The sequence below is a fragment of the Mucilaginibacter rigui genome (assembly GCF_014773275.1).
Lineage (GTDB): Bacteria > Bacteroidota > Bacteroidia > Sphingobacteriales > Sphingobacteriaceae > Mucilaginibacter > Mucilaginibacter rigui_A.
The window spans coordinates 516,292-540,665 of record NZ_JACWMW010000003.1; the positions used below are offsets into that span (position 1 = coordinate 516,292).

Below are 24,374 nucleotides of genomic sequence, written 5' to 3' on the forward strand. Positions count from 1 at the left end.
TATTAGAATATGCCCCATATTAAGGCAGCAGTTATGATATAACGGAAGCCCCCCAGAATACAGGCAGATTATTCTTAATTAGCTAAACGATCCTGGTAGCGGGTATAGAAATACACGCTTATAGCAATAAAGATATAAACTATGATGTTAAATATAGTATGATGATCTGACAGATAAATACTTGAACTTGGATGCCAGTAAAGCGAAAGTATTACAAAGCGAGACAGGTTGATAAGTTGTATTGTAATTAACCCGGTGGCCCAAAAGTATAATTTAGGCTTTAATATGCCAGGATAGGTTAATACAAAAGCAGTAAAAAAGCACATAACACCAAAGCCCAGGCAATCATAACCCACATACACCATATTGCGCCCAACAACAAGCATCTGGTCGGCAGCTGTTTTGGTTTGGTAACCAAGCAGGTTTAAGATAGCGGCGCTGCTTTCAATCAGTAGGGATCTTAACCATGCAATAAAATTAAGGTGGGTATCAAAAAAAGCAATATAGTGCCCGCCGGGAGAGGTTATGCTCAGGTAACCCAGATAAAAACCATATAGCAGGCCAAACAGGCACACAAATTTTATGGCAAATATTACAGGCGGGCTCAACTTTGCTTTACCTGTTTTCACTTTCACGTTGTTTTAACAGTTCATCAATTTTAATATCCACTACCAGCCTAAACCAATAAGCCTGCATAAAATGAAAGATGAGGCCGGTGCGCCCATCTAAAATACCCAGTTTAAATATAATACGGTATATAAAATAAAGCATTGGCCTTGTATAACGCGGCATTTTCCACCAGTGTTGTTTTAGCCAGGCGGTACGCTCATCTGGCGAACCCCAAAAACGTGGCTTTATAATTTGTTGCCTGATGCTAAGCATGCGCTCCAGTTCTTCGTGTGCAAGCAGGTCGCTGTATTTATTGTGTTTTTCTATCCAGAAACTGATCTTATTTTCTTTCAGGTTTTCTTCTAACAGGTGGCCCTGTTTCCAAATGATGGTATTCCCCGGCACAATTAGCCGATGGTCCATGTTTTCGTTAGTGTCCGAAAATCCCACACCAAAGCGGATCATTTTGAGCAGGTAAAAGGGGTAGTAGCCGCCATGCTTTATCCATTTACCTTTAAAAAAGTTCTTACGGTTAAAGTAAATACCGTTAACATCCTTATAGTCCTCATCCTTAAAGTCGTCCAGTTGTTTATAAAGTTCGGGCGTTACAATTTGGTCGGCATCCAGGCAAATAATCCAGGGAGTTTTAACAGCAAAATTTTTGAGGGCAAAATCCCATTGTTTGGGATGATTTTCAAACGGATGCTGTAAAATGGTTGCCCCTGCATCAGTAGCAATACTCAATGTACCATCCGTACTTCCCGAATCCATTATAAATGTTTCGGCATGCAAACCGGCGATAGAACTGAGCAGCCTGGGCAAGTGCCTTGCTTCGTTATAGGTTAATATGATAAATGAAAAATGCTGGTTCACTTTAGTTTTTTATAAAGACCAATATATTGCTGTACCAATTTATCACCTGTAAAATCCCCGCGTACGGTATCCGGGGCAGAAGTTCTTATTATTTCAAGCTGCTGATATTGTTTATTGGCAATATAGTTTATAGTTTCACTTATAGATGCTGTATTTGTACTGCAAACCCAGCCTAACTGATGCATATTCACATACCCGGCCAAGCCAACATTTTCGCTTACCAGCACAGCTGTCCCAACACTAAGGCTTTCAATAACAACGTTACCAAAATTTTCATCGTGCGAGGGGAGTACCATTAAATGATGCCGGCGCAACAGGTCAAACTTATCATCGTTGTAAAAGCCACCCCAGGTTACTTTATTTATCATATCCGGATGCACTAATGCTTTTAATTGATCAATGTAGCTTTTATCACCATTGCCTGCAATAGTTAAATGGAAGGGCACAGTAAGCAATGGCAATGCATTGAGCAATAGATTTAAGCCTTTTTTTTCTTCGATGCGCGAAAAGAAAAGCAGCTTTAGCGGGGGAAAAGATACGGGGGGAAGAGCATTCATCCCGGCATTTTCGATCTTTACAAAGTTTGATATTGTTGTGATACTTTTTGGTGAAACAAGCTTTGTAATAGTCTCGGCTTCCCTTACCGATGTAACATGCATGTGGCATTTGGCCAGCAGTTTTTTGCCTAAATATTTATGGATAAACCTCTTTTTACCGGTGTTATTATTAGTAAATGAATAATTGCTTAACGTACCCCTGGGCGATAGTATAACCGGTATGCCCCGGCGCAACGCTATTAAACATGAAAATATTGATACAAGGTTCCACCATGCATGGATATGGATAGCATCAAATTCGGTAGCGCGTTTCCATAAAGCCTTTAACAAAGCAGGGGAGAAGTGCGTATGGTCTTTTGTTAAGCGTTTAAAATAAGTTACAGTTACGCCATCTACTTTTGTTGGTGTGTTGGTTGTAACAGGCAATTCTGTAGCACCATTGGCTGTTGTTGTAAAAACCTCAACAAGTACGCCGCTTTTCACAAGTTCCTCGCATAGCATGGCTACCGACATGGTAGGGCCACCATAAATTACAGCGGGTTTATAAGCGGCAATAATGTGTAATATTTTCAAATCGGCCGAATTATATTTTTATAACGTAAGACCCACGCGATAATTAGCATGCTGATATAACTCCAGAAAACAGAATTGATAATAAACTCCAGGCTTAATCCGCGCCAGAATATCTGAAAAAGCCCTGAAAATATTAACGCTGTGCCTAAAAGATATCCGCCGAACAGCTTTTCGGCTTTTAAAGAAATTAATTGTGCCGCCGCGCCATACACAAATAAAAATATCCAAATACCGAATTGGCCAAATGACAGGTAGGCATCTACAATAAAGGCTGGTTTGGCAGAAACATTCGCTCCCCTGTAAACAACGCCGGCGTCATACACCCGTTCCATAACCAGGTCCTCAGTACTTGGCTTCTCCGGCCAAAATATCCTTGGGATGATCGCTACTACAGATTGCTCAAGAAGATCATAATGGTAATAATCAATTTTTTCAGGAGTCGAACTGATGAATGTGGTAAACATATCTATTTCACTTAGGCGAAAAACCAGGAACCCCCAATTTGTATCGTCAACATCATCGCCCGGGTTTAACGCTGCATCTAATGCAAGTTGTGAGGCATCATCGGCAGATACCTGATCTCCCCATGCATTCTGACGGAATATTTTGGCATAAGTGGGTAACAGGAAAAAAAGCGCGAGTAAAACAGGTACGAAAATAGCTAATACCACTTTTTTATACGTAGGATATAAAAATATGCCGAGTATTAGAACACTTATGATAATAGGCTCTTTAAAGCCAGATGTGAGTGCGCTGTAAAAGTTGGAAAAATAGAGACCCAGTGATATGGCTGTGTTCAGCATTTTTTTTTGCGGTATCGCAAAAGCTAAGGCAAGTGTACCTGCTACAAAACTTAAGGAAGAGAACTGATTTGAAAATTGAGACAGGCCAGGCACTTTCATAAAAACTATCGACAAAGGCAATGCTATGATCGCAGCATAAAATAAAAGATTTGCCAGGTTATCATTTTCAACTTTAAATTTATGCTTTACAGGATATTTCATGAAAAGCAGGATGCCGGTTACAAAGGCGGCATGGCCTAAACAATAATACCGCTGGCACTGCGCCGTAAGGGCTAACATATTGCCGTCGGTTAAAACAAGTGTATTTGACTTGCTGAAATTATCATAACCTAAAACATTAAACAGGTAAAAGATAGATGTGCAACAGGTGTAACCGGCAAAAATAATCTGTACCAAAAATATAGGCCGCATGAGTTGTTCGCCAATGGGGCGGTCGTTTGGTAAGGGTTTAACCCAGCCGCACAGCGTGATATAAAATATAAAAAAGGATCCGCTCCAGGCAATAAAATAAGAAAGCAAAGCATCCGACCGAAACAGGCATGCCAGCGCCCATGGTATGTATAAGGCTAATATTCTTTCAAAAGCTATCTTCTTTTCCATTAACTACGGGTAACCGGCAATATAAATCTTTGATTGTAATGTTCCGTCAATTTACTTTCAATAGCCTTCGCAATAGCTACAAAAGAAAAATTACGGATGATCTCCGCAGATCGTTTTCCCATTTTTGTCAAAATAGTTTTATCTGCACAAAGGCTTTTTAAAACAGCGATCAGTTCATCTGTTTGTTCACTTTTAAAAATAACGCCGTTATTACTGACCAGATCAACAGCGCAACCTACTTTATCTGAAACCAGGATTGCCTTACCGCATGCCATGGCTTCGTTTACAGCCAACCCCCATGTTTCACCGGGGCCTTTTGAAGGCAGGCAGAACAAGTCGCACGCCTGGTAAACGACCGGCATAGATGTTTGATTTTGAAAATCCATGAAGTGTATGTTCGCCGCCTGATCGGCCTCGCTCTTTAATTTGTTCGCTAATGCCCCATTCCCCACAAATAAAAGGTGGCTGTGGTTTATACCAGCTTTTTTAAAAGCATCCAACAATAACAGGGGCGATTTCTTTTCTTCCAGCTTTCCCGCAAACAAAACCAGTACACTATCTTTATCTATACCTAAAATATTCCTAAGCCGTGCAGCTTCAACCGACCTATCTGCTGCAAAACGGTCGTTATCTATCGCATGCGGGGCAAGGCTAAGCTGTTCGCTTTTTAAACCGTACTTTTTGAAATAGGCTTTGTTATTGGATCCAACATAAAATGCATGATCTACATTCTTATACATCCGGGTTAGAAATAGCTTTCGAATTGCGGCACGGTACGATGATTTTTCATCCAATAAAGTAGAATCTCCCCTGAAGCAAACAAAAAGTTTGCTTTTATAATAACGCATAACCTTTGCGTGTGCGTGATATGCCCAGCCAAAAACCAAAAGAGCGTCGGGCTTATATTCTTCGATCCGGGAAATCAGGTCGGGGTTGATAATACCTTTGTTATGATGCGAACCGGGGTCGGTAGCTGTATTTTTTACCCACTCGTAAGGATATTCGTCTAAAAGGGGAATATCCCATTCAATATTTTTGCCGAAACCTGGGTCATGCTTTTGAATAGCACCTTCTCCCCAAGTGTAAAAAACCTTAATTTGAATAATTCGTCGCTGGTGTAACAGTCTAAACACCGGCGCGTAATATTGTATAGGATGTGTGGTGACGATGGCTAAACGCATGTTAAATAGTTTCACCCATTACGTTAAACGGCTTGGCGGTTTTTAAGCGCTCGGTAATAAAACTGCTATCCCTGCAATAAATGGTATTGTAAGTGCCATAGAGCTGTAAAAGCTCCAGCGCTCTTTTCAGCGGGTCGTATGCATAGGGTTTAAAACCGTTGTTCAGGAGCAATTGATGAATATCCTGTTCATCATAACCATAATGCCATCCTGCTCCATTAAGTTCAATGATAATTGCTTTTAGTGAAGGGTGTTTTAAAGTATTAGGCATGCCGTTTAAAACAGCTGTTTCAAAACCTTCCACATCAATTTTTATGAGTGAAGGGCTATATGTAGCCGATAAAGAATCGATAGTGATGATATCCACTTGTTCAAAATCGTTGCCCTGTAATTCTCCGATTGCCAGGATGCGATTAGTGGTGTCATTATTTTTTGAGAAAGATAAGCTGCCGGGCTCAGCACCTGCCCCGGCATTGACCAGCGTAACTTTTTTTTGCAGTCCGTTTAGTGCCGTATTTTGCTGCAGTAAAGAAAAAGTAGTTTTTGATGGCTCTATCGCTATTGTTTTTGCGCCGCATACGCCTGATGCCAATAGGGTATATGACCCTACGTTTGCCCCTATATCAAAGAAAATATCACCGGGCCTCAGGAAATGCAGAAGAAAACCCATGTCATCAAACTCGTGCAATCCTGTATAAATATTCCCGGTAATACCTGTCAAACCCCTGCGGGAATAAAATTTAACCGGATGTATAAATGATTTAATGATCAGTTTTGCAGGCGCCAGGTTACTTTGCAATTGCCAGTAAAGAAATTTTAACAAGGCCCGGGCAGGGTGCCTTTTACCCAAGGGGTGATTGAAGATAAACCCAAAAGTTCTTTTAATTTTTTCCATTTAATGCTTTATCAAAAAGCAGACATTGCTTTTTTGTCATTTGCTGCGCGGAGTATTTTTCAATGGCACCTGGTTGATAATGCTGTATGTTCTCTTTACCTGCGGAAAGGTCAGAAATAAAGCGGTCAATATCATCCCTTTGTATATTTTCAAAGGTATAACAATACTTTGCTCCGTATTCCTTCAAAACGTTAATGGCCGGGCTTAAAGGATGAAAAATGGCCAGAAGCGGTTTTTGAGTTGCCAGGTAAGGGTATATTTTGGATGCCGTATATTTCGGATCATCAGACCCGGGCATAAATAACCCATCGGATTGTTTTAAAGTAATAAGGGTGTGAAAAAAGCTGATACGGTCGGTGATTTCTACAACATGTTCTTCAAGGCCATATTGCATTGCAAGTGGCAGGATGGTTGCTTTCCCTTCGCCAGTCGGTGCATAACTTGTTCCGATGAAATATATTTTAACGAGTGTATATAAAGAGGGGTTATTAATAAGCCCGTGCTTTACAGCGTCAAATATAGTAGTTATTGACTGGTGCATGTCTGCACCGCCACGACCAACATAAACGATATTTAGATAACCGGATTGTAATATAGGCGTAAAAAGGTGTTGGTTGGCGATGGCTATTTCCATATCTTTCTCGAACGCGCCAAAAGTAATGGTAGCAGCAGGAACGCGACTAATGCGCGGATACCTGCTTTTTAAATCAGTTATATAACTTTCAGAAACACTGATAAGGCCGTCAACCTGCTTCATAGCTACAGGTTCCAGATATTTGTTTAAACGATAAGAGAACCAATATTTTTTTGGTCGCAGCGACTCGGGCTTATCCTGATAATAAGTTGAATGCCATGGGTCCTGCATGTCAATTACGTAAGGGATGCCGAATCTGTGTTTCCAGTAAGAACCCAAAACACATACCGGGAACTGGGTGGTTGAAAAATAGATCAGATCATATTTAGCGGTAGTGAGAAGTTGGTTTACCTTTTGCCTGTAAAACCAAAGCGCGCGCAAAGCAATACTGCCCAAACCAAACTTACCTGTAAATCTCTTATCGAATGCTTTTACTGTATGTATTTTTATATGGCCGGGTATTGTTTGCAGCAACAGTTCATCTTTAGCTATTTCGGTATATTTTTCATCAACCATAACTACCTCAGCTTCCCATCCATTATCGGCAAAATAGGGCAGGCTCATGCGCACCCGTTGCATATCTGCCGCGTTAACCGGTGCAAAATAGGGCGAGATAATGAGAAGCCGTTTCAATTGGAGAGCGTATTTGTGACCACAGCAAGAAATTTGCTGCGCTCAGTTTCCCAGTTTAAAGCGGCCTGCCCAGCCTGGTAAGCAGCTTGTCTCGTGTCTTTGAGCAGGGTGGGGTGGTCTATGTAATTTCTTACGATGATTGAAAGTGCAGCATGATCGTCAGGCTTATATAATTTGCCAATTAAAGGGTACTTATCGATAAGGTATTTCTGTGCAGGCGTATCAGTTGCGATAATTGCCAGCCCAGCATTGATATAGGTGAAAATTTTATTGCTTAACGCCATTTTGTTATTTATCGAAAAACCGGTCTCAAGGGCGAGCCCTATATCAAATTGGCTTGCAAACTGTATCAGGCTATCAGGATGTATAGGATCGTGATAAAATATAGCAGGTTGGCATAAAAATTCTAATGTTTTTATGATCTGCGCCAGCGCCTCTTTGACCGGGATAGTAAGCTGCCCCAATATATGAAACTCTATTGCTGCAGGCTCTAATAATTTCAATGCCCTTAATACATCTTCGATACCACGGTTTAAACCAACCGACTGAGAAAACCAGAATAGTTTTAAGGTACTGCCGGTTTTTATGTTTTGTTCATGCTGGTTTTTTGGGAAAACATTTAAAATAGGAACGATCTTTTTTGAAGGAAAAATAAGCTGATAATTATACGCAATATGTTTGCTGCTTGCCGTTAAATAATTTGTTAGCGGGATGTATTTTTCTTCAATATAAGTTTTAAGCCGGACATCAAATTCCTTAGGGTTATCATGCACTTCGTTCCTATGATAGTCTTCCATATCAAAACCGCATTTCGCCCTGGCTTTTTTGGCTGCTTTTACTACCGCGGGCAGCGCTGCAAGGTTGTGAGCGATGTATAGATCAGCCGGATGCTTTAATGCCTCCTTATACAATAATATGGTACACCTACCCAAGGCCAGTTCGGCCGCCCCTAACCCAAATCCGAAATATTTAGCAACGATATTGCCGGCTTTATGGATGATTCTGCTTAGTAAATAAACCGATCTTTTTTCGTTAGTTGCCCCTCCAACCCGTATGCAACGCCATGCTTTTTTTGCTAGCAGGCCGGTGTCATACTTTGTACCCCAGGCATTCCAATGTTGGTATATAACGGTTACCTGATAGCCGGCACTTACCAGGGCATCGGCTTCTTTTACCAGCCTTGGGTTTAATGTTGGCTGACCGGATGTTACCAGTACGATATGTGCCTTTATATTGTTAAGATTGTTTTCCAAGGTAGTTTATCCAGGCATCTGGTATTATGTTTTCGTGGCCTCTCTGTTCATCAGGGTGTTTCCCTTCAGCAACCATATTGATCATCTGTGGCAAAATATCTAAAAAAGATTGTGGCTTGTTAAGTGGATGGGTGATCCAGGCGTCAACGCTTTTTAGGGTGATCTTTCTTCCTCCGCGAGGTGGTAATGACCTGAACAACACAATTTCCGGGTCAAGAGGAAATGCCCTCCGGCCATATTTCCTGATAAATAGTTCCATCCTCAGCTTACCCCTTACGAGGGGTAAAAAACGGTCGAGCTTTTCCCTATCTGCCAAAAAATGACGGGTAGAAAACCAATCATTTTTCCAATATCCCTGATGTGATGTATAGGGCCTCCCTTCCTTAATGGAGGGCATGTCAATTGCGGCACCTGCTAAAGGCGGGCAAAGGCGTGGTGTCGCAAAAACGTTGTCATCTGCCTCGTTTAAATAGCCCAAAGCATCTTCATGCCAAAAATACCCAGGCTTTTGATATAAAATAATATCGCCGTCGTAGTGTAACACATATTTTGTGCGAGGCAGTTCTATACCGGCCCAATAGCCCATATTTGCTGTGCCGCCGGCGCCGTGGGTGCAATCATAAACACCGTTAAGGTATTTTTTTGAGAGGTGTTTAAAAAGTTCATCGCCCGGTTTTAAGTAATAAACATCCGTTACCAGGCCGCTTTTTAAGAAGCGTTCGCTTATTGCTGTGATGCGCTCCACATTTTGTTGAAAAATGTTTAAAGGATATTTTGTATCAGGATCAACCAATTTTGTTTTTTGTGGGCGGCAACAATCCACCACCAATAAACGATCTTTAATATTGCGATGATGGTTGATCAAGGCAGGTACTGTAAGATCGGCATAATTAACGTCGCCCGGGGAAAGATTTATTTGAAGGGTTGTATTATGCATCATGCTCATTTGGGTGTTATGGCGTATATCGACAGATAATCATTGGCTATTTTTTTCGCGCTGTAATCATTCTCAGCTTTCTGGCGGCAGGCATGCCGGCTAAGTTCCCCGATCTGGTTAACGTGTTTAACCATTTCTGCCACGTTGCTGCTTACAAAGCCAGTAATTCCAGGATTAATGCCCTCGGCTATACCGCCATTGTCAAAACCAAGTACCGGAGTACCGCAGGCGTAAGCTTCTGGTATGATGATAGGGAAGGGCTCAAACCATTCTACAGGTGTAAGCAAGGCGCTTGCATTGCCTAAAAGATTGTTTTTTTGCGTATCGTTTACCTGACCGATGTAGGATATCTGTTTGTTATCAATAAGAGGTTTTATCTCCTGCTCAAAATATTCTCGTTCATGCTCCAGGTCTGAAATATTGCCTGCGATTATCAGTTTTTTATCCGTCTGAAGTGCAACACTTATTGCGCTGTGCAAACCCTTGCAACGTTCTATGCGGCCTAAAAACGCGAGGTAACTATCCCGAGATGCATTTTCTTTATATTCGAAACGTGAAATTTGGGTGCAATTATATACCGTATGCCAATGGCTGTTATTTGTTTTACCCGTGTTTACTATTGCATTTGAAACAGCCGTATAAGAAAGGTTTACGGGACCGAGATTGTCGAACCATTTGATATTGCGGCGGTTTACATAGCGCATATAGGTCTGCACCTTGCGGATCTTGTTTTTTAAAAAAGGGGCAAGAAATATTAAGCGACCAAAATTATGGATCACATCGTGTTGTTTAATTTCCTTTTTTAATATAAAAAATACTTGTGCTAATAATTTAAAGCTTACCGACGGGTTTAACGGGCCATTTTGCCCGTACATAATAAGCCTGTCGGGCGATTTAGAGTTGGGACCCGCAACAATGGTAACAGTATGCCCAAGCTTTACGTACTGTTCGGCAATATCGTAGACAACACGTTCGATCCCGCCGTAATGTTCAGGCGGCACCGGTATAAACGGATCCATCAGAAGTAATATTTTCATTATTTGCTCATGCTTTTATAAAAACGCGACCTAATTACTTTGGCCGCTTTCCAACCCATTAATTGAACAAGGATTTTTGTAAACCCACCCGCCTGAAAGGGAATATCAGACCCACCATATTCCTTAACTTTTTGCCTGGCTTCTTCTACAATCGCTTTATGATCCGGATAAAGCGTGTAAATGAGGTCTTGAAAGCAATCGGCTGCGATCTTTCGTATCCGGGGTGTGTTTTCAACTTTTAATAAGTGTTGTGTACCCCAGTTAATGGAGTTATAAGCCGATCGGGCGCTTTTCGCGGATCTGGTTCCGGATAATGACCCCGGAACGCCGCTTCGGTAATAAAGAATGGCATTTTCGCTGTACTTTAGTTGTTGGGAATGCAGAAGCAACCTGATAAAAAACTCAAAATCATTTATTAAACAAAGCCGGTCATCCCATAAGCCAGCGCGATCAATTATCGATCGGGGTATAAGCCAAAGGGCGCATTGTAACATTACTTGTTTCCCTGTCATCGACTGAACCAGCCAATCAAATGGTTGCATATCCAGTTTGATTATTTCTGTATTTAAACTGAATGTTTCAATGTCATCGTCATAAAACCTACCCCAGGAACCGAAGGCAATGTCCTTAGTTGTGCCGGACAAGGTAGCAACCTGGCTTGAAATATGATTTATCGAGATCATATCATCGGCATCCATAAACTTGATTAGCGCACCCTTTGAAAAACTGAACGCTTTATTCGCCGCAGCACACTGGCCCTGGTTGTTCTGATCATATATCTTAATCCGCTCGTCCGTGATCTTTTTTAATTCCTCCGCTGTATCATCCGTAGACCCATCGTTAACAATAATCAATTCCCAATTTTGATAAGATTGAGCAATTATGGAATTAACAGCTTCTGATATATACTTACCTGCATTATAAGCAGGCATACAGATAGAAACTAAAGGGGGATCTTTTTCCATTCGTCCTGAAAATAAGGAAGTTTTGCTTTGAAAATATAATGCCTTACGATATCATCATCGCTCACATATATTTGGCTGTCATAATGAATGCTATATGTCTTTTTATCAAGAGGTTCTGCATTTTGGCGGTAAAGCAAATAACTCATAAGCGTTTGCTCTATGCGTGCGGGGCCAGCTTCCGGATAATTGTTCATTAGTAAGCTGGCCTTTTGTTCAAGATCGGTATAATCAACATTATCGTTATCATAAGCTATAATGCCACCGTTTACAGAGGCCAGGCAATTTATGCCGTATTTTTCCTTCAATACCGAGGGCTTATCAACAAAGTGTGATTCCTCTGCAGGGTCTAGCATATAAATGGCTTTGCGTTGGTTAAATGCTTCTATGATATGATCCGGTTGTTTAAAAAAAAGCATATCACTATCCAAGTGAACCGACCATCCGGGCGTGCAATGAATATCTATCATCCGCAGAAAAAAAGGGTGCCAGTTACGTAATGATCTTAAGACAGGATATTTTTCTTCGGGTAAAACCTGATCCAAGTACTTGACCACAGCTTCTACAGGCGTGATTTGAACTGCAGGGGCGAATCTTTTTATAATAGCAGCCTGATGCTCTTTTAATGTACCGTCAGAATAAATCTTGACCCTAAAGTTCTCTCCAAAATTATTATGCAGGCTTTTAATAGCATATATAGTTTGATGCCAATATCTATCACCGCTTAAAAAACACAGGGAAACAACTTTATTATCTGTTGTGAGATGAATAGGCAATGCATTTATTGCTGCCTTTTTCATAAGCCTCTCACCGCGAAGCATCTTTATCCAGCCTGGTAAGCCAAAATGTTTCAAATGGTAACGAATGAATAAAGTTGGGCGGTAAAATAGCTTATAAAAAAGTTTCCCGATGCTCATCAGTCGGATATTTTTTTCCAGGCATGCTGGTAATACATCTTTTTTGAAACATCTACATAATGATGCAGAATATCACCCGGGTTTATCTTATTAGGGTTAACAATATGGTCGTTTCGCCCAAGGATGGTAGTTTCCGCATTTCCGATGAGCATAGCTGTTAAAGCCTGTTCTAAGTAGTAAGAAGCGCCTTCCTTTTCTTCCAATATTTTCACCCATTCGTTTACTTTTGTCCAGTTTATATTTGAACTTTTTAACCCTATGGTGCCAACATTCAGCAGATTTGGTACCGTACTACCGCAAAGTTGTTTCATTAACGCAGTGCTGTAACCGTAGCTTTCCACGCAATCTATCATGTGAATAGGGTTGTCGGGGGTTTTAAGCCAATTAAGCATTTCAGTTGGCATGTTCCAAAATAACATGTCAGAATCAAGTACCAGTTTCCATTCGGGTCCGGGGATGGTATGTATATCGGTCAGCTTCTTTATGTGCGGGTATACCTTTCTTTTTTGATGTAAAACGGAATAGAGATGCTCCGGCAAATATTTTTGCAGGTTATCTTCTATTGTTTCCCTGGTAATGATTTCCGCGCCGGGTAGTTGTTTGGTTATGCGTTTTATTAAGCGGATGTCGAAAGTGCCATCATCAACTATAATGAATCGAAGGTTATCTACACCACATTTGTGTAATGATTGGATACAGAATAAGGTTTGATACAGATAGTTTTTACCGGTTAAAAAATAAACCGGGGAACCAGCAGGATTTGAAGTTACGGGCGGTAAATTGAAGGATGCTTTTTCCATTAAAGATTTTCCGCGTAACATTCGGCTATAGTTGGCATATCCGCCAAAACGCCTATATTTTTTAATTGCGGATAATGGGTACCGGTACAGATAATTAATTAAAACCTGTTTCAATTAGTTGATATAATTTAAGACAAACGTAATGTTCTGAAGCCTATACTTATTTATAATCGGCCAACCCATCAAAATGCCCACATGCACCGCGCCATTTTATATACTGAACAGGGTTTTTCCAGGCTGCATATGCAAACCAACCCTTCATTTTTCTGAGCCAGGCGGCAATTTTATTCATTTTTGCCCATGGGTTTATCCCTTGGTTTTCTAAAAGCTGTACCCACGATTTGTTGGTACTATATAAAAGCCGGGCCAAATACCCGGTCTGCATCCGCTGGACGGGAATAATATGTTGTAAATACAGTGTTGGAAAATAACCTACCCGCCAGCCGGATCGTAAAATTTCGATCACTATATCATTGTCGCCTCCTGAAGCTAGACTGCTCGCAGTTCTGTCAGTAATAATTTTATTGCCATTGCTTATTTTATGCATATAAGTTCCGAGCGCTTCCATTTTAAGACACATACCGGCACCTATAGGTGCGCAATCAGGATATAGATTTTCCCAGCCAGTTGTAATGACTGATTCCCCCATATCGCGTAAAGCGAGGGCGCTATAAAACTCTTGTAACCAAAACGGCGGTGTATTCTCAAACAAAGGAATAGAACGGCCTCCTATAGCTCCCAGATCAGGATTTGAGAGAAAGATGTCCATAGCGTTTTGAAGATAATCTCTATGCAATATATTATCATCATCAACCATAATCACAATATTGCCTTTTGCATGGTTAAAGCCAGCTATCCTGGCATATGTAAGCCCCTGCTCCGGCTCATGGATAATTTGATGATTTGGATGCCAGCTTAAGTTAAGCTCCACAGGCGGGGCAGAATTATTATCAACGATGATCAGTTCCCATTCGTTCAAAGGAAAGGATTGTTCTTTTAATCCTTGTAGAGATTTGATCAACCGGCTTTGGTCGGGATTGTAAGTAGGTATAATTACGGATATAAACACAGGTTGTTATATCAGGATGAAATGGCTTTCCGGTAATAATCGACCGAATGGGTTGCCAGTATATCGTCTGTAAATTTTTTTTCGAATGTTTTTTTTGCATTGATGCCCATAGCCGTCCTTAAGGCATCATTTTTACATAACAGTACTATTTTATCGGCTAAGCTTTCCGCATTGTTGGGGTCTGCAAATAGTCCGTTTTCATGGTCGGTAATTATTTCTGAAACGCCGCCTACCCGGCAACCAATAACCGGTTTGCCATAACTCATGGCTTCTACATAGATCAACCCAAAAGATTCATACCTGGAAGGGGCGACAAAGATGTCGCAGTTTGCATATGCCTGGTTGGTTTCCGGATTGTTTACCGCTCCCATAAATATCACCCTACTGCTTAACTCTTCTGGCGCGCTTTTCAGGAACTCTTTTTTATGCCAATTATCTTTATCCTCGCCTATCAATTCGAAGGTAACATCCGGGTATTTATTTAAAACTATAGGGATGGCCGTTAATAAAACATCAATACCTTTTCTGTATTCAAACCGGCCAACGTAAAGTACCTTTAATGCAGGCTTATTTTTGGGGCCGGGATAAATATCCGATGGTTTGACTATACCATGTGGGATGATTTGGATATGGTTAATATTTAGCCGGTAAAGATCAGCGATTACCAGCGCATGAGCATGAGCATGAGTGATCAGATGTTTGCTTTTTCTTATCGCCCATATTTCTATTTGCCCTATCAATCGGTATAGTCTCGATTTAAAAGGGTAATAGTTATCCATAATTTGTAAAAATGTGGTGCTTACGCGCGTAACAACAGGAACTTTAGGATTAAGAAACATGTATAGATAACATAGCGAAAAAAAACTGGTTGTTTCAAAAACTTCAAGTTGATGAGTTTTAGCAATTTTACCAAGGTTTTTCGCTGCGATCAGCATGCAGTTTACTTTAAGCAAAAAATCAATCAGGGCCCACCTGTTATTGCATAGTTTTTTTTGCCATTTTGGTAGTACCGCTTTATAAGTTAAAACTGTTAGTTGCGGGGCAAGCAGTTGTGTTTCGTATAGATTGTCTTCACCGGGGTACTGCGGCCGGATATGTACCACCACAACCGAATGGCCCTGCTTTGAAAGCCCTTGGGCAAGTGTGAAAAAGTGATTGGCCAAACCGCTATTGATGGTTTCACGGTCTACAAAATATGGGGTAACAAGGCCTATGTTCATGAATGGCTAAGACGGTGCTTTTCTTCAGTGCTAATAAAATCTCTTGCCATCCGGTCGTCCTGCGAATGAAAGACAACGATATCCGTGTAATATATTTTAGCGTTTCTACCATCAATGTATTCATACAATTGCCGTAAAAAGCTCAGGTTATTTAAGACAGATGAAAACATAAATCGTCCGTCACTTTCATAAAACATTATCAAATTGTAACCCTTATCTAAAAGCCACGGAAAAATAGTGAACGCATCCACCTCCGTATCCGCTAAATTATCGCGGTTAAACTCAAAAAGGATAACTGGTTTTATATCAGATAAAAAAGTTTTGCCGCCTTTAATGATCTTTAGATCAAAACCTTCCGTGTCAATTTTTAAAAGTTTACAGTATTTATCAATGCTTCCATTTTTATATAAGGTGTCGATATCCAGAACATCAATAACTTGTTGTTTTTTTTCAGTTGCCGATGTGTTTAGTGTAAGGTTATGGCCCTCTTTAGAAAATGTGCATTTTAATTCCCCGGTATGATCAGAAAGAAAGGCGTTGATTAATTTAACATCCTTAAACTGGCTTGTATTTGTTTTGAAAAGCCCGGTTATGGCCTTATCCCCTTCAATACTAACAACAGGTACGTCTGCGCCTGATTTGATCAGCGAGACAGAATCACCCAGGTTCGCTCCGATATCCACCACCGTTAAATTACTGTGATACTTGTGTACCAAAGCGGTTAGCCTGGTTAGCTGGCTTCCGTAATCCTTGTAATTTTCGTAGCAATATTTGATACCGTTGTTATTATTTATTTTTAAATAATAACTGCCAATTTTTATTGATGATAAACCATTAGCAGCCTGCCTTGGGTTTTTTGTTACCGTGTAGCCGATGACATTAAACAGCCGTTTCAATACTTTTTTGATCATTTGACTTTTATAGGTGTGAGCATGAGTTTTTTTGCTTCAAGTTTTTCAATTAATCTTTGCCCGATTTTTTGGAATGGACGCTCGATGATGTGATAAGTAGCATATGAAAAAAGAATACTTGAAGAGAATAGGATAAAGAAACGCACGATAGTGTCAACAACAGGATCAGGGTAATAGTGGTTCAGGTTAAATTTTATAAGGAGGTTGGCGATGATTAAATGGGTTAAATATATGCTATAACTTAATTGGCCAATCCAAACAGTAAACCAGTTAACCAGAATGGGCGTTTGGAATTTTGACAAGCCAAATGCTAAAAATGCGAATGCTATTGCAAACAAATAATGTTCTTTTAAAATATTACCGGCCAGCAGATCAAGGATAATGATTGTGGCAATAAAAATATAGCTTTTATAGAGCTGGCTCCCTCCATTTAAGGTGGGTTTACTTTGAATTTGGAACAGGCAAATACCAATTAAAAATACAGGTAGTTGGGATATGATGTTTTCATAAACAAAAACGCGCCATAAAACATAATCGGTTATCATTGGATTTTTGAACAATATGCTGATTGCAATTTTGGAAACAATCATAAAAATCAGCGTTAAATTTATTGCACGATAAGCCGATGTTATGTTGAAAAACAAAAAAGGAAAGATCAGATAAAAGATAGACTCGATACCAACCGACCATCCGCCCGGTACGGTGGAGTTGATCCAGTAAGGATTAAAACCGTGCAAAAAAAACAGGTTACTTATGGTAGAACTAACTGATGGCGAATTGAAATGAACCAATAATATAATAAGAATTATAAAATAGTATAACGGGGCAATTCTAAAAAAACGCCGTATAAAGTAATTCCTTACAGGCTTTTGTTCCGTTGCTTTCCTGTTGCTGAGAGACAGGCATAAAGTAAAGGCGCTCATTAAAAAGAATAGGGTAACCCCCTTGTCGCCGTTATTTAATACTTTTTCAAAAAATGTGGGCAGCTTATCACTAGTCATTCCGGCAAAGTATGGGTGGGCATGATGAATTACCACAGCGATAATACTGATTCCCCGTAATGCGTCTATATATCTAAACCGTTGTGATTGGGGTACCAAGTTATCGTTTCGTTTGAATAAAGGAAAATACTTCATACGCCTTTTTTCTGAGCCTGTGTAAAAAGGTTATTCTTTTCCATTCCGGTACGGAACCATGTGCATCCTTAGCCCAAATTTTCAAATGATCCTCCTGCCATTTCATTGCCATTTTGGGGTCATGTGTCTTGGCTTCATCATGTATATTTGTTACCGAAAGCGGCTCGGTGATAAGGCTCTTACGCGTACCTTTCACCATACGCAGCCAAAGTTCATAGTCCAATGCGCAATGCAACTCTTCCCAAATAGGCTGGTGGATAGTAAATTTCCAAAAGCAGGATGGTTGTATAAGAGAGGGGATCTTTATAAAGTAATCTAATAAGGGCAAAACTTTGATCAATTCCAGATCTTCCGCGGCGCTTTTATTATAGCCATAACCATATACAAATGCTGCTTTGGTTTGTAAAAACCTGTTTGCTACTGTATGAAATACGTTTTGCAAATAGTAATCGTCGCTATTTATCCATGCTAAATATTCTCCATCCGCTAAACTGAAACCCATATTGATAGCATGACTTTGGCCGTTATCTTTTTCGCTTTGCCAGTAACTTATCCATGACGAATATTTTTCGAGAACCTTTTTTGTATTATCGGTACTGCCACCGTCAATAATAATATATTCAAGGTTTGGATAGTTTTGCAACAGTACAGATCTGATCGTTTCTTCTATAAATTTATCCTGGTTATATGAAGGCGTTACAATAGTTAATTTAGGCCAGACTGTGTTATTAGCGTATACTGCTGGGTCTGTCTCAATTGTCCATGGCCAGTCTGTTTTGCCGGCCGGCGCGGGGGGCAGGCTCTTTAATAAGCCCGTTGCAGAAGTTTTAACAACAGGCAACGGATAGTTTAATCCTTTATCGACAAAACGAGCCTTGTACTTTTGCAAGTCGGGCAGTTTTATATTCATTTTGATCTTAGAATTACGATGAATATATGATAAATACTGATGTTAGGATTTATCATGTTTAGTTATAAATCCCTCAATATCAAATAAAAATGCTTCTACATTCTGAAGGTCTTTCTCCTCAAAATCCCACCATTTTATTTTTAAAAGCTTTTCAATAATTGTGGGTTCAAAGCGATATTTAATAATTTGGATTGGAGAACCAACCGCTACCGCATACGGCGGAATATCTTTTGAAACAATAGCACCTGCACCGATTATTGCACCGTTGCCAATTTTTACGCCATCTAAAACAGTCACATTCATGCCGATAAAAACATCATTTCCTATTTCGATAGGCAAGTTTTCAATCACTTTATCCGTTTTTGAAAATGTTATTCCCGCTTGATTTTTTAACGAATAGAACGCCGGTGAGGTCGACAGAGTATTGGTTGGATGAACACCCCATCCACAAAAAAAATTGGGGCCTATACTGCAAAACTTTCCGATTTTTGTTGACAATATTCTTGAGTTAATAGAAATATAGGTATAGTCGCCTATTTCACTATCATTGATCTGTGCCGGACCGCTGATATTTGCTTTTGGACTTATTTTGGAACCGATAGTTTTTGATTGGATATAATCCAGGTGAGTGTGCTTAAGTTCCAACCTATACAAAGTGGGGTAGGTATATTTCAGGAAAAACCTAAAAAACCTTTTTATTCTGTTTTTATAAGCGGGGTTAAAATCCATTTTTAATTTTTAAGCTTATTTTATGACGTAAGTTCATGCACCTTTGAATAAAGTATTTCCGTAAGTAGAATTCAAAAACGTTTTGTCTTTTTATTGCGTGCAAGCTATAGATAAATGCAGCTTCGGCTTTGGGGATTATTGTAGAGTGTAATGGATGTTCAATGCTCTTTATGACCTTTACTTCGGGAGTTAAATAGACGCTATTACCTTTTGTATGCGTGCTCTCGCGCCCGAAGCCAATGTTTTCTACTAAATTATAATTTGAGTTAAGGCATATGCCGTTTTCTTTCCAGATAGAGAACATCCAAGGATAATCCCATGAATCTACCTGATTTGATTTGCACAGTGCCATTCTGGATACCCAAAACAATCTTTCTGAGAAATATTTGAATTTTTTTTTGATCAATGCTAAGTATCGGTTCGTATCAGTAAGTTCCAGATCAATTTTATCCCAGGCCCTTTTCCATGTAGCCCATCCCCAAACATTCGGGTATTCTGAATAATAGTAAGTGCCGTTACCATATTTGACACTATCATTTAAGTTGGCGCCGGTAATATGCATGATTTGATCGTCGTCCCTATATCGAAGTAAAAGCTCTTCACAATAAGGAAAAAAACTGCTACCGGGTAAACAATCATCTTCTAAAATGATACCATATTCAACATGGTCAAAAAACCAGGTGATAGCAGAGCTTACAGCGTATTTAGCACCCATATTCAGCTCTCTGAATAATGTTTTAACTTCACAGTCCCAGTCAACACCCATTGCTATTTCCCGGCATCTTTTACAAAGCTCCGCGTCCGGCGGTACAGCATCTCTAGGCCCATCTGCACCGATATATAAATATTTCGGCTTTTGCTTTCGTATTTCTGCAAAGACCTTTGCTGTGGCCTCCGGTCGGTTAAAAATCAGGAATAGTATGGGTGTGTTAAACATTTAGCAGGTAGCTTATTTTGAACCGGGAACATACAACGACAGTGTTTTGAGCTTTAAATATGCCATCAGGCAGTATAATCTTTCGCCCCAGGTAAGGTCTGGTTTGCCAGACAGTGCCGCTTTTTGTATAAACAATCTTGAATTAATAAAGGAACGCGTATAAATACGGTTTTTGAAGTATTTCATCAGGGTCGCCCCACGGTCATCATTGAACTTATCATCCGTTACATTAGAACTATGGCCACCAACAAAGAAATTGGCGATAATGGTATCAATATAATAAAAAGGGGTAGCGGCAAAACACCTTAAATTGAAATCGTGATCGGCGGAGGTAACGTATTTTATGTTATAATCGCCCAATAGTTCAAAAATGTTCTTGTGGTAAAACATAGCTTGGTGACAGATATTTATGTTGACTATTTTTTCAACATCATACTCGCCGTTAAAAATTACGTTGTCTAAATTCCACTGGTTTTCGCCCCTGATAATTACGTTGCCATAAATAACTTTTGCATCAGTACATGTTGTAGTAGCTGCAATTAAAGAAAGTACGTGGTTATCATACAGGGTATCGTCACTACCCAGAAAGTATACCCACTCCCCGTTACAAATTTTAATTCCTTTATTCATGGCATCGTATATGCCTTTATCCGGTTCTGATATATATCTTAAAAAAGGCCACTTGAGGGCGTAATCTTTTAGGATCTGTAAGGTACTGTCTGTCGATCCGCCGTCAATAAACCAAACTTCAAAATTGGTGTAATCCTGATGAATGATGCTTTGCAGACACCGCTCAAGTGTATTTTTTGCATTAAACGTTGGGATAATTATTGAAATCGCGCTCATTTTTTAAAGAGGCTTGTCATCAAAAAGTATATCGTACGAAGTTTGTTTTTATGAGTTAATGTGAAAAAATGTTTTCGGGCAAATGGCAGGAGTACCGCCTTTTGTTTATAAGGATAATACCCCTCAAACACTTTGTTGTTAAGTTCTGGCAGGGTGTTGTTTAATAAATAAAAATCCCTGTGGTCATCCAGTAATTTTGTCATATCCAAACGGTCAAAATTTTCATTCATTCCTGTTGATGATCTGTTCCAGGTGTATATCGGTTTGTTCAGATACATACCTTTAGCACCATGCAGCATCGCCCTTATCCAAAAGTCAACATCTTGTATGGAGTAAGAATATTTAAGCGAATACCCGCCAATTTTACGCCACAGGCTCTTTTTGCAGGGACTTGTTCCTAAAAGCGACCAGTTAAGCAGTAGTTTATTCTTGTCAATAAAACCGTTTGTAGCAATGCTGCTACAGTCAACAATATGGCTTTCATTAATAGCTGTATTATTAAAAAAATAGTTGCCGGCTACAAAATCAACATCATTGTTTTTGGTAAAGGTAGTATAAACAATATCCAATGTCCCGGGGGGTAGGGTGTCATCAGCATCTAAGGGTAAAACATATTCTGTTTTGGCATTCATAAATCCTACGTTCCGGGAGTTTGAGAGCCCAAGGTTCTGCCCGCTTCTAATAATATTAAAACGGGTGAAGCTTCCGAGTAATGCTAATATCCGCAATGTGTGCGGATCTGTTGAGCAGTCATCTACCAGTACAACATCCGTTTGCGGGTATATTTTATTGTGGTATAAAGACCTTAACGCTTTTAATATGCTATCACCTTCATTGTATACACATATTAAAACGGTTAGTTTATAGGCCAAATTAAGCAAATAGAGATATGAGGTTAAACACTATTTTTTCCTGCAAATGCTTTGGGCCTGCAAAAAACTTTTTTATTGCCGATGAAATTATATTTAAGCCTTTGTTTTTCAGATGAAAGACGAACAATTCTATACACTCCGCGTGGAATTCTTTTTTAAATATGTACCATTTAAGTTTACTTACAATCACTTTCTTCTGAGCCGCATTTTGGGCCAAATGATATATATCCTTATAGACAAAAAAAATGGGAGTATCTATATTGCTGTTTTGATAGGTTGACTGGCTTTCATGTATACGATAGTAAAACAATCGTGAAGCTATCGATTTGAATTTGTAACCGTTCAGTAAAAGCTTTAACCAAAGATGGTAATCTTCTGCATTTTGAATTTCAGCTTTTTCAGTAAAGTTATTTACCTGGAGTAATGCGTGTTTCTTTACAATAACAGATAGTATGGGTATCTGATTATATTGTAAAAAATCGGTTAAATGATCAATATCCCATAGCCCTTTTACCTGAAGGTCGCAATCTGTTATATGGGTATCGGTAAGCTTATACCCCTGAGAAAATATCAAATCAAGGCGGTTGTCCTGAATCAAAACATTCATTTGTACGGATAGCTTATCCGGTGTCCATTTATCATCGGCGTCTAAAAAAGCGATGTAGTCTCCCTTGCTTTTTTGTATTCCTAAATTTCGAGCTTTACCCTGCTTTCCGTTTGGCTGATGCAAATATGTTATTCTTGCTTCTAACAGCTGTAACTGTTTTATAATTTCTGCGGTTCCATCCGCTGATCCGTCGTCAATTACGATCAGTTCCCAATTAGAGTATGTCTGGTCAATTACACTTCCTATGCTGTCTTTAATAAAAGCTTCAGCATTGTATGCAGGCATAATTACAGAAACTAAATCTTTATCCATGTTTCAGGCACAATGTCTGCAGGCTCTTGTACAAACCATTTATCAGGCGCTATCACTATTTTATTTTCATTTTGGTTGAGCCAGGCAGCCCACCAGCTGTAACTGCTATTAGCAATAATATGATGTTTGCATTGGCTCATCAGGCACATATCTTCCCATGCATTGCTAGTGTTTTTAATGATCAGGGCCGGGTTATCCGGGAAAGAAAAATTAGCCGCGCACCATTCCGGGTCATCAGAAAAGATATAGTATTGGGGGGCTTTAATTTTACCCGCTATGATACTTTTCGCCTTTTGATAATAGGAAAGAGGCAATACCCCATGAAAATTGTTAACATGCGGTTTTAAATAATCGCTTCGGCGTACATGTATACTTACACTGTTATCATCAATCTGTATTTTTTTTGACCACGTTAGCGCCGGTCCCTTTAACACCGGAAATTCAAAGCGTTTTAGCAGTTCTTGCCTGATGTGTTTAAAATTGTTTTCATTTTGAAAATATCCGTCCAGGTAAATTGTTTTGTGACCTATTCTCTGCCCGGCGGCTTGTTTGTTTTCTGTTGCGTCAGTAATTGTGGTTAACCCGGGGAAAAGCATCTTTTTTATTAGTCGGTGGATGACTTTTCTGCTATCAAGCGTTTTTGAAACCAGCCTGTTAACAAGGTTTGCTTTCAAGTTAGGAAACACGGCAAGTTCGAATTTTCGGGCTGTAAATGTTGGTGTAGATTTATTATGTTTTCTTAAAAAAGAAAGATCTAAACAGATTTTACCCTTGTTAAGGCCTGCCGCCGCCGCATATTGAAACATTTGGTTACCTAAACCGCCTTGTAACTTAACAATTATCATGCGGCAAGTTTTATGAACCAATAACATCCACAGCCATAATTTTGCTCGGCAGCGTGCTCATATGTGGCATTGTTAATAAAACTTCCATCATCTGTAATTAATGAAAAGTCTGCTACTTTAAAATTTGCAAGATAGGACGCGAACTCTTTCGGTTCATATATTCGGTGTGCATTAAATAATATCCTTTTTTTGCCAACCGGGACAACAAGTAGTAAGCTGCCTCCTACTGAACAAACACGTGCCAGCTCATTAATAGCCTTTATGTCACCGTCCGGGTCTAACATGTCTCCATATCGGCCAAGGCCGATGTGTTCAATGGTGTGCATGCATGACAGGCTTGGTTGGCTATTATTTTTAAACCTTAAATCAGTAAGATCGATGCTTTCAGATGTAAGGTTATCAAGGTTTAAAAGTGCCGGGCGATAATCATAAAATTTTGTGGGTATAAAAGCAGACAATATGGTGCAAAAATGTAGTGAAGATGATATATCGATGTGCTGCAAGGGATTAATTTGCTTTATTATTCTTGCCGCCCATGCCGGATGATAAATGTAATGCGCATCAAACGAAGTGGTAGTTGTTTTATCATCCATACACGGATAAATACCGAAATCAGTATTTGAAAATCTTTCACTGTTGTTTAACTCTTTAAACTTTTTAAGTTCAGCGTTAAACACTTCCATTGCAACGTACGGGCTTTTATAAAGGCCTAAATA

The 24,374-nt window shown here is 39.7% G+C and carries 23 protein-coding genes and 1 pseudogene; all 24 read right to left on the reverse strand.

The features are described 5' to 3' along the window. Positions 1 to 74: 74 nt before the first annotated feature. The 24 genes and pseudogenes from xrtY to IDJ75_RS15895 all read right to left on the reverse strand — a co-directional run bounded on the left by xrtY (position 75) and on the right by IDJ75_RS15895 (position 24,341). A pseudogene (xrtY, locus tag IDJ75_RS21550) lies at positions 75 to 1,482 on the reverse strand (exosortase Y). Then, complete coding sequence (locus tag IDJ75_RS15785; RefSeq protein WP_191176586.1) at positions 1,479 to 2,612, reverse strand: XrtY-associated glycosyltransferase XYAG1; 1,134 nt, start codon at positions 2,610 to 2,612, stop codon at positions 1,479 to 1,481. The pseudogene xrtY and the gene IDJ75_RS15785 overlap by 4 nt, the downstream one beginning before the upstream one ends. Continuing rightward, the gene (locus tag IDJ75_RS15790; RefSeq protein ID WP_191176587.1) at positions 2,609 to 4,015 is read right to left on the reverse strand and encodes an exosortase Y-associated Wzy-like protein; all 1,407 of its coding nucleotides are present in this window, start codon (positions 4,013 to 4,015) and stop codon (positions 2,609 to 2,611) included. The genes IDJ75_RS15785 and IDJ75_RS15790 overlap by 4 nt, the downstream gene beginning before the upstream one ends. Further along, positions 4,015 to 5,211: a glycosyltransferase family 4 protein gene (locus tag IDJ75_RS15795; RefSeq protein WP_317173786.1), complete on the reverse strand. Its 1,197-nt coding sequence runs from the start codon at positions 5,209 to 5,211 to the stop codon at positions 4,015 to 4,017. The genes IDJ75_RS15790 and IDJ75_RS15795 overlap by 1 nt, the downstream gene beginning before the upstream one ends. Continuing rightward, positions 5,198 to 6,091, reverse strand: coding sequence for an FkbM family methyltransferase (locus tag IDJ75_RS15800; RefSeq protein ID WP_191176588.1), 894 nt, complete (start codon positions 6,089 to 6,091; stop codon positions 5,198 to 5,200). Before IDJ75_RS15800 ends, IDJ75_RS15795 begins: the two co-directional genes overlap by 14 nt. Beyond that, complete coding sequence (locus IDJ75_RS15805) at positions 6,078 to 7,358, reverse strand: glycosyltransferase (RefSeq protein WP_224746631.1); 1,281 nt, start codon at positions 7,356 to 7,358, stop codon at positions 6,078 to 6,080. The genes IDJ75_RS15800 and IDJ75_RS15805 overlap by 14 nt, the downstream gene beginning before the upstream one ends. Further along, complete coding sequence (locus tag IDJ75_RS15810) at positions 7,355 to 8,611, reverse strand: glycosyltransferase family protein (RefSeq protein WP_191176589.1); 1,257 nt, start codon at positions 8,609 to 8,611, stop codon at positions 7,355 to 7,357. The genes IDJ75_RS15805 and IDJ75_RS15810 overlap by 4 nt, the downstream gene beginning before the upstream one ends. Beyond that, positions 8,595 to 9,551, reverse strand: a complete 957-nt coding sequence (locus IDJ75_RS15815) for a hypothetical protein (RefSeq protein WP_191176590.1) — start codon at positions 9,549 to 9,551, stop codon at positions 8,595 to 8,597. Before IDJ75_RS15815 ends, IDJ75_RS15810 begins: the two co-directional genes overlap by 17 nt. 2 nt (positions 9,552 to 9,553) lie before the next feature. Then, positions 9,554 to 10,585, reverse strand: coding sequence for a glycosyltransferase (locus tag IDJ75_RS15820; protein ID WP_191176591.1), 1,032 nt, complete (start codon positions 10,583 to 10,585; stop codon positions 9,554 to 9,556). Further along, the gene (locus tag IDJ75_RS15825; protein ID WP_191176592.1) at positions 10,585 to 11,550 is read right to left on the reverse strand and encodes a glycosyltransferase family 2 protein; all 966 of its coding nucleotides are present in this window, start codon (positions 11,548 to 11,550) and stop codon (positions 10,585 to 10,587) included. The genes IDJ75_RS15820 and IDJ75_RS15825 overlap by 1 nt, the downstream gene beginning before the upstream one ends. Next, complete coding sequence (locus IDJ75_RS15830) at positions 11,529 to 12,464, reverse strand: hypothetical protein (RefSeq protein WP_191176593.1); 936 nt, start codon at positions 12,462 to 12,464, stop codon at positions 11,529 to 11,531. Before IDJ75_RS15830 ends, IDJ75_RS15825 begins: the two co-directional genes overlap by 22 nt. Beyond that, complete coding sequence (locus tag IDJ75_RS15835) at positions 12,464 to 13,285, reverse strand: glycosyl transferase (RefSeq protein WP_191176594.1); 822 nt, start codon at positions 13,283 to 13,285, stop codon at positions 12,464 to 12,466. Before IDJ75_RS15835 ends, IDJ75_RS15830 begins: the two co-directional genes overlap by 1 nt. A gap of 139 nt (positions 13,286 to 13,424) precedes the next feature. Beyond that, positions 13,425 to 14,333 (reverse strand): glycosyltransferase, encoded by a 909-nt coding sequence (locus IDJ75_RS15840; protein WP_191176595.1) that lies wholly within the window; start codon positions 14,331 to 14,333, stop codon positions 13,425 to 13,427. Between the two features lie 11 nt (positions 14,334 to 14,344). Then, positions 14,345 to 15,553, reverse strand: coding sequence for a glycosyltransferase family 4 protein (locus IDJ75_RS15845; RefSeq protein ID WP_191176596.1), 1,209 nt, complete (start codon positions 15,551 to 15,553; stop codon positions 14,345 to 14,347). Continuing rightward, on the reverse strand, positions 15,550 to 16,464 hold the full coding sequence (locus IDJ75_RS15850) for an FkbM family methyltransferase (protein ID WP_191176597.1): 915 nt from the start codon (positions 16,462 to 16,464) through the stop codon (positions 15,550 to 15,552). The genes IDJ75_RS15845 and IDJ75_RS15850 overlap by 4 nt, the downstream gene beginning before the upstream one ends. Then, positions 16,461 to 17,600 carry an acyltransferase family protein gene (locus IDJ75_RS15855; RefSeq protein WP_191176598.1) on the reverse strand — a complete coding sequence of 380 codons (1,140 nt, stop codon included), beginning with the start codon at positions 17,598 to 17,600 and terminating at the stop codon, positions 16,461 to 16,463. The genes IDJ75_RS15850 and IDJ75_RS15855 overlap by 4 nt, the downstream gene beginning before the upstream one ends. Next, positions 17,566 to 18,510: a glycosyltransferase family 2 protein gene (locus IDJ75_RS15860; protein WP_191176599.1), complete on the reverse strand. Its 945-nt coding sequence runs from the start codon at positions 18,508 to 18,510 to the stop codon at positions 17,566 to 17,568. Before IDJ75_RS15860 ends, IDJ75_RS15855 begins: the two co-directional genes overlap by 35 nt. 42 nt (positions 18,511 to 18,552) lie before the next feature. Further along, complete coding sequence (locus tag IDJ75_RS15865) at positions 18,553 to 19,239, reverse strand: CatB-related O-acetyltransferase (protein WP_191176600.1); 687 nt, start codon at positions 19,237 to 19,239, stop codon at positions 18,553 to 18,555. Next, positions 19,229 to 20,176 carry a nucleotide-diphospho-sugar transferase gene (locus IDJ75_RS15870; RefSeq protein WP_191176601.1) on the reverse strand — a complete coding sequence of 316 codons (948 nt, stop codon included), beginning with the start codon at positions 20,174 to 20,176 and terminating at the stop codon, positions 19,229 to 19,231. Before IDJ75_RS15870 ends, IDJ75_RS15865 begins: the two co-directional genes overlap by 11 nt. Before the next feature lie 12 nt (positions 20,177 to 20,188). Beyond that, on the reverse strand, positions 20,189 to 21,022 hold the full coding sequence (locus IDJ75_RS15875) for a glycosyltransferase family 2 protein (protein WP_191176602.1): 834 nt from the start codon (positions 21,020 to 21,022) through the stop codon (positions 20,189 to 20,191). Beyond that, positions 21,019 to 21,903, reverse strand: a complete 885-nt coding sequence (locus IDJ75_RS15880) for a glycosyltransferase family 2 protein (RefSeq protein ID WP_317173787.1) — start codon at positions 21,901 to 21,903, stop codon at positions 21,019 to 21,021. The genes IDJ75_RS15875 and IDJ75_RS15880 overlap by 4 nt, the downstream gene beginning before the upstream one ends. Beyond that, positions 21,896 to 22,813, reverse strand: a complete 918-nt coding sequence (locus IDJ75_RS15885; RefSeq protein ID WP_191176604.1) for a glycosyltransferase family 2 protein — start codon at positions 22,811 to 22,813, stop codon at positions 21,896 to 21,898. Before IDJ75_RS15885 ends, IDJ75_RS15880 begins: the two co-directional genes overlap by 8 nt. Next, positions 22,798 to 23,658, reverse strand: coding sequence for an alpha-1,2-fucosyltransferase (locus IDJ75_RS15890; protein ID WP_191176605.1), 861 nt, complete (start codon positions 23,656 to 23,658; stop codon positions 22,798 to 22,800). The genes IDJ75_RS15885 and IDJ75_RS15890 overlap by 16 nt, the downstream gene beginning before the upstream one ends. Beyond that, positions 23,655 to 24,341: a DUF268 domain-containing protein gene (locus IDJ75_RS15895; RefSeq protein ID WP_224746633.1), complete on the reverse strand. Its 687-nt coding sequence runs from the start codon at positions 24,339 to 24,341 to the stop codon at positions 23,655 to 23,657. Before IDJ75_RS15895 ends, IDJ75_RS15890 begins: the two co-directional genes overlap by 4 nt. Positions 24,342 to 24,374: the final 33 nt, after the last annotated feature.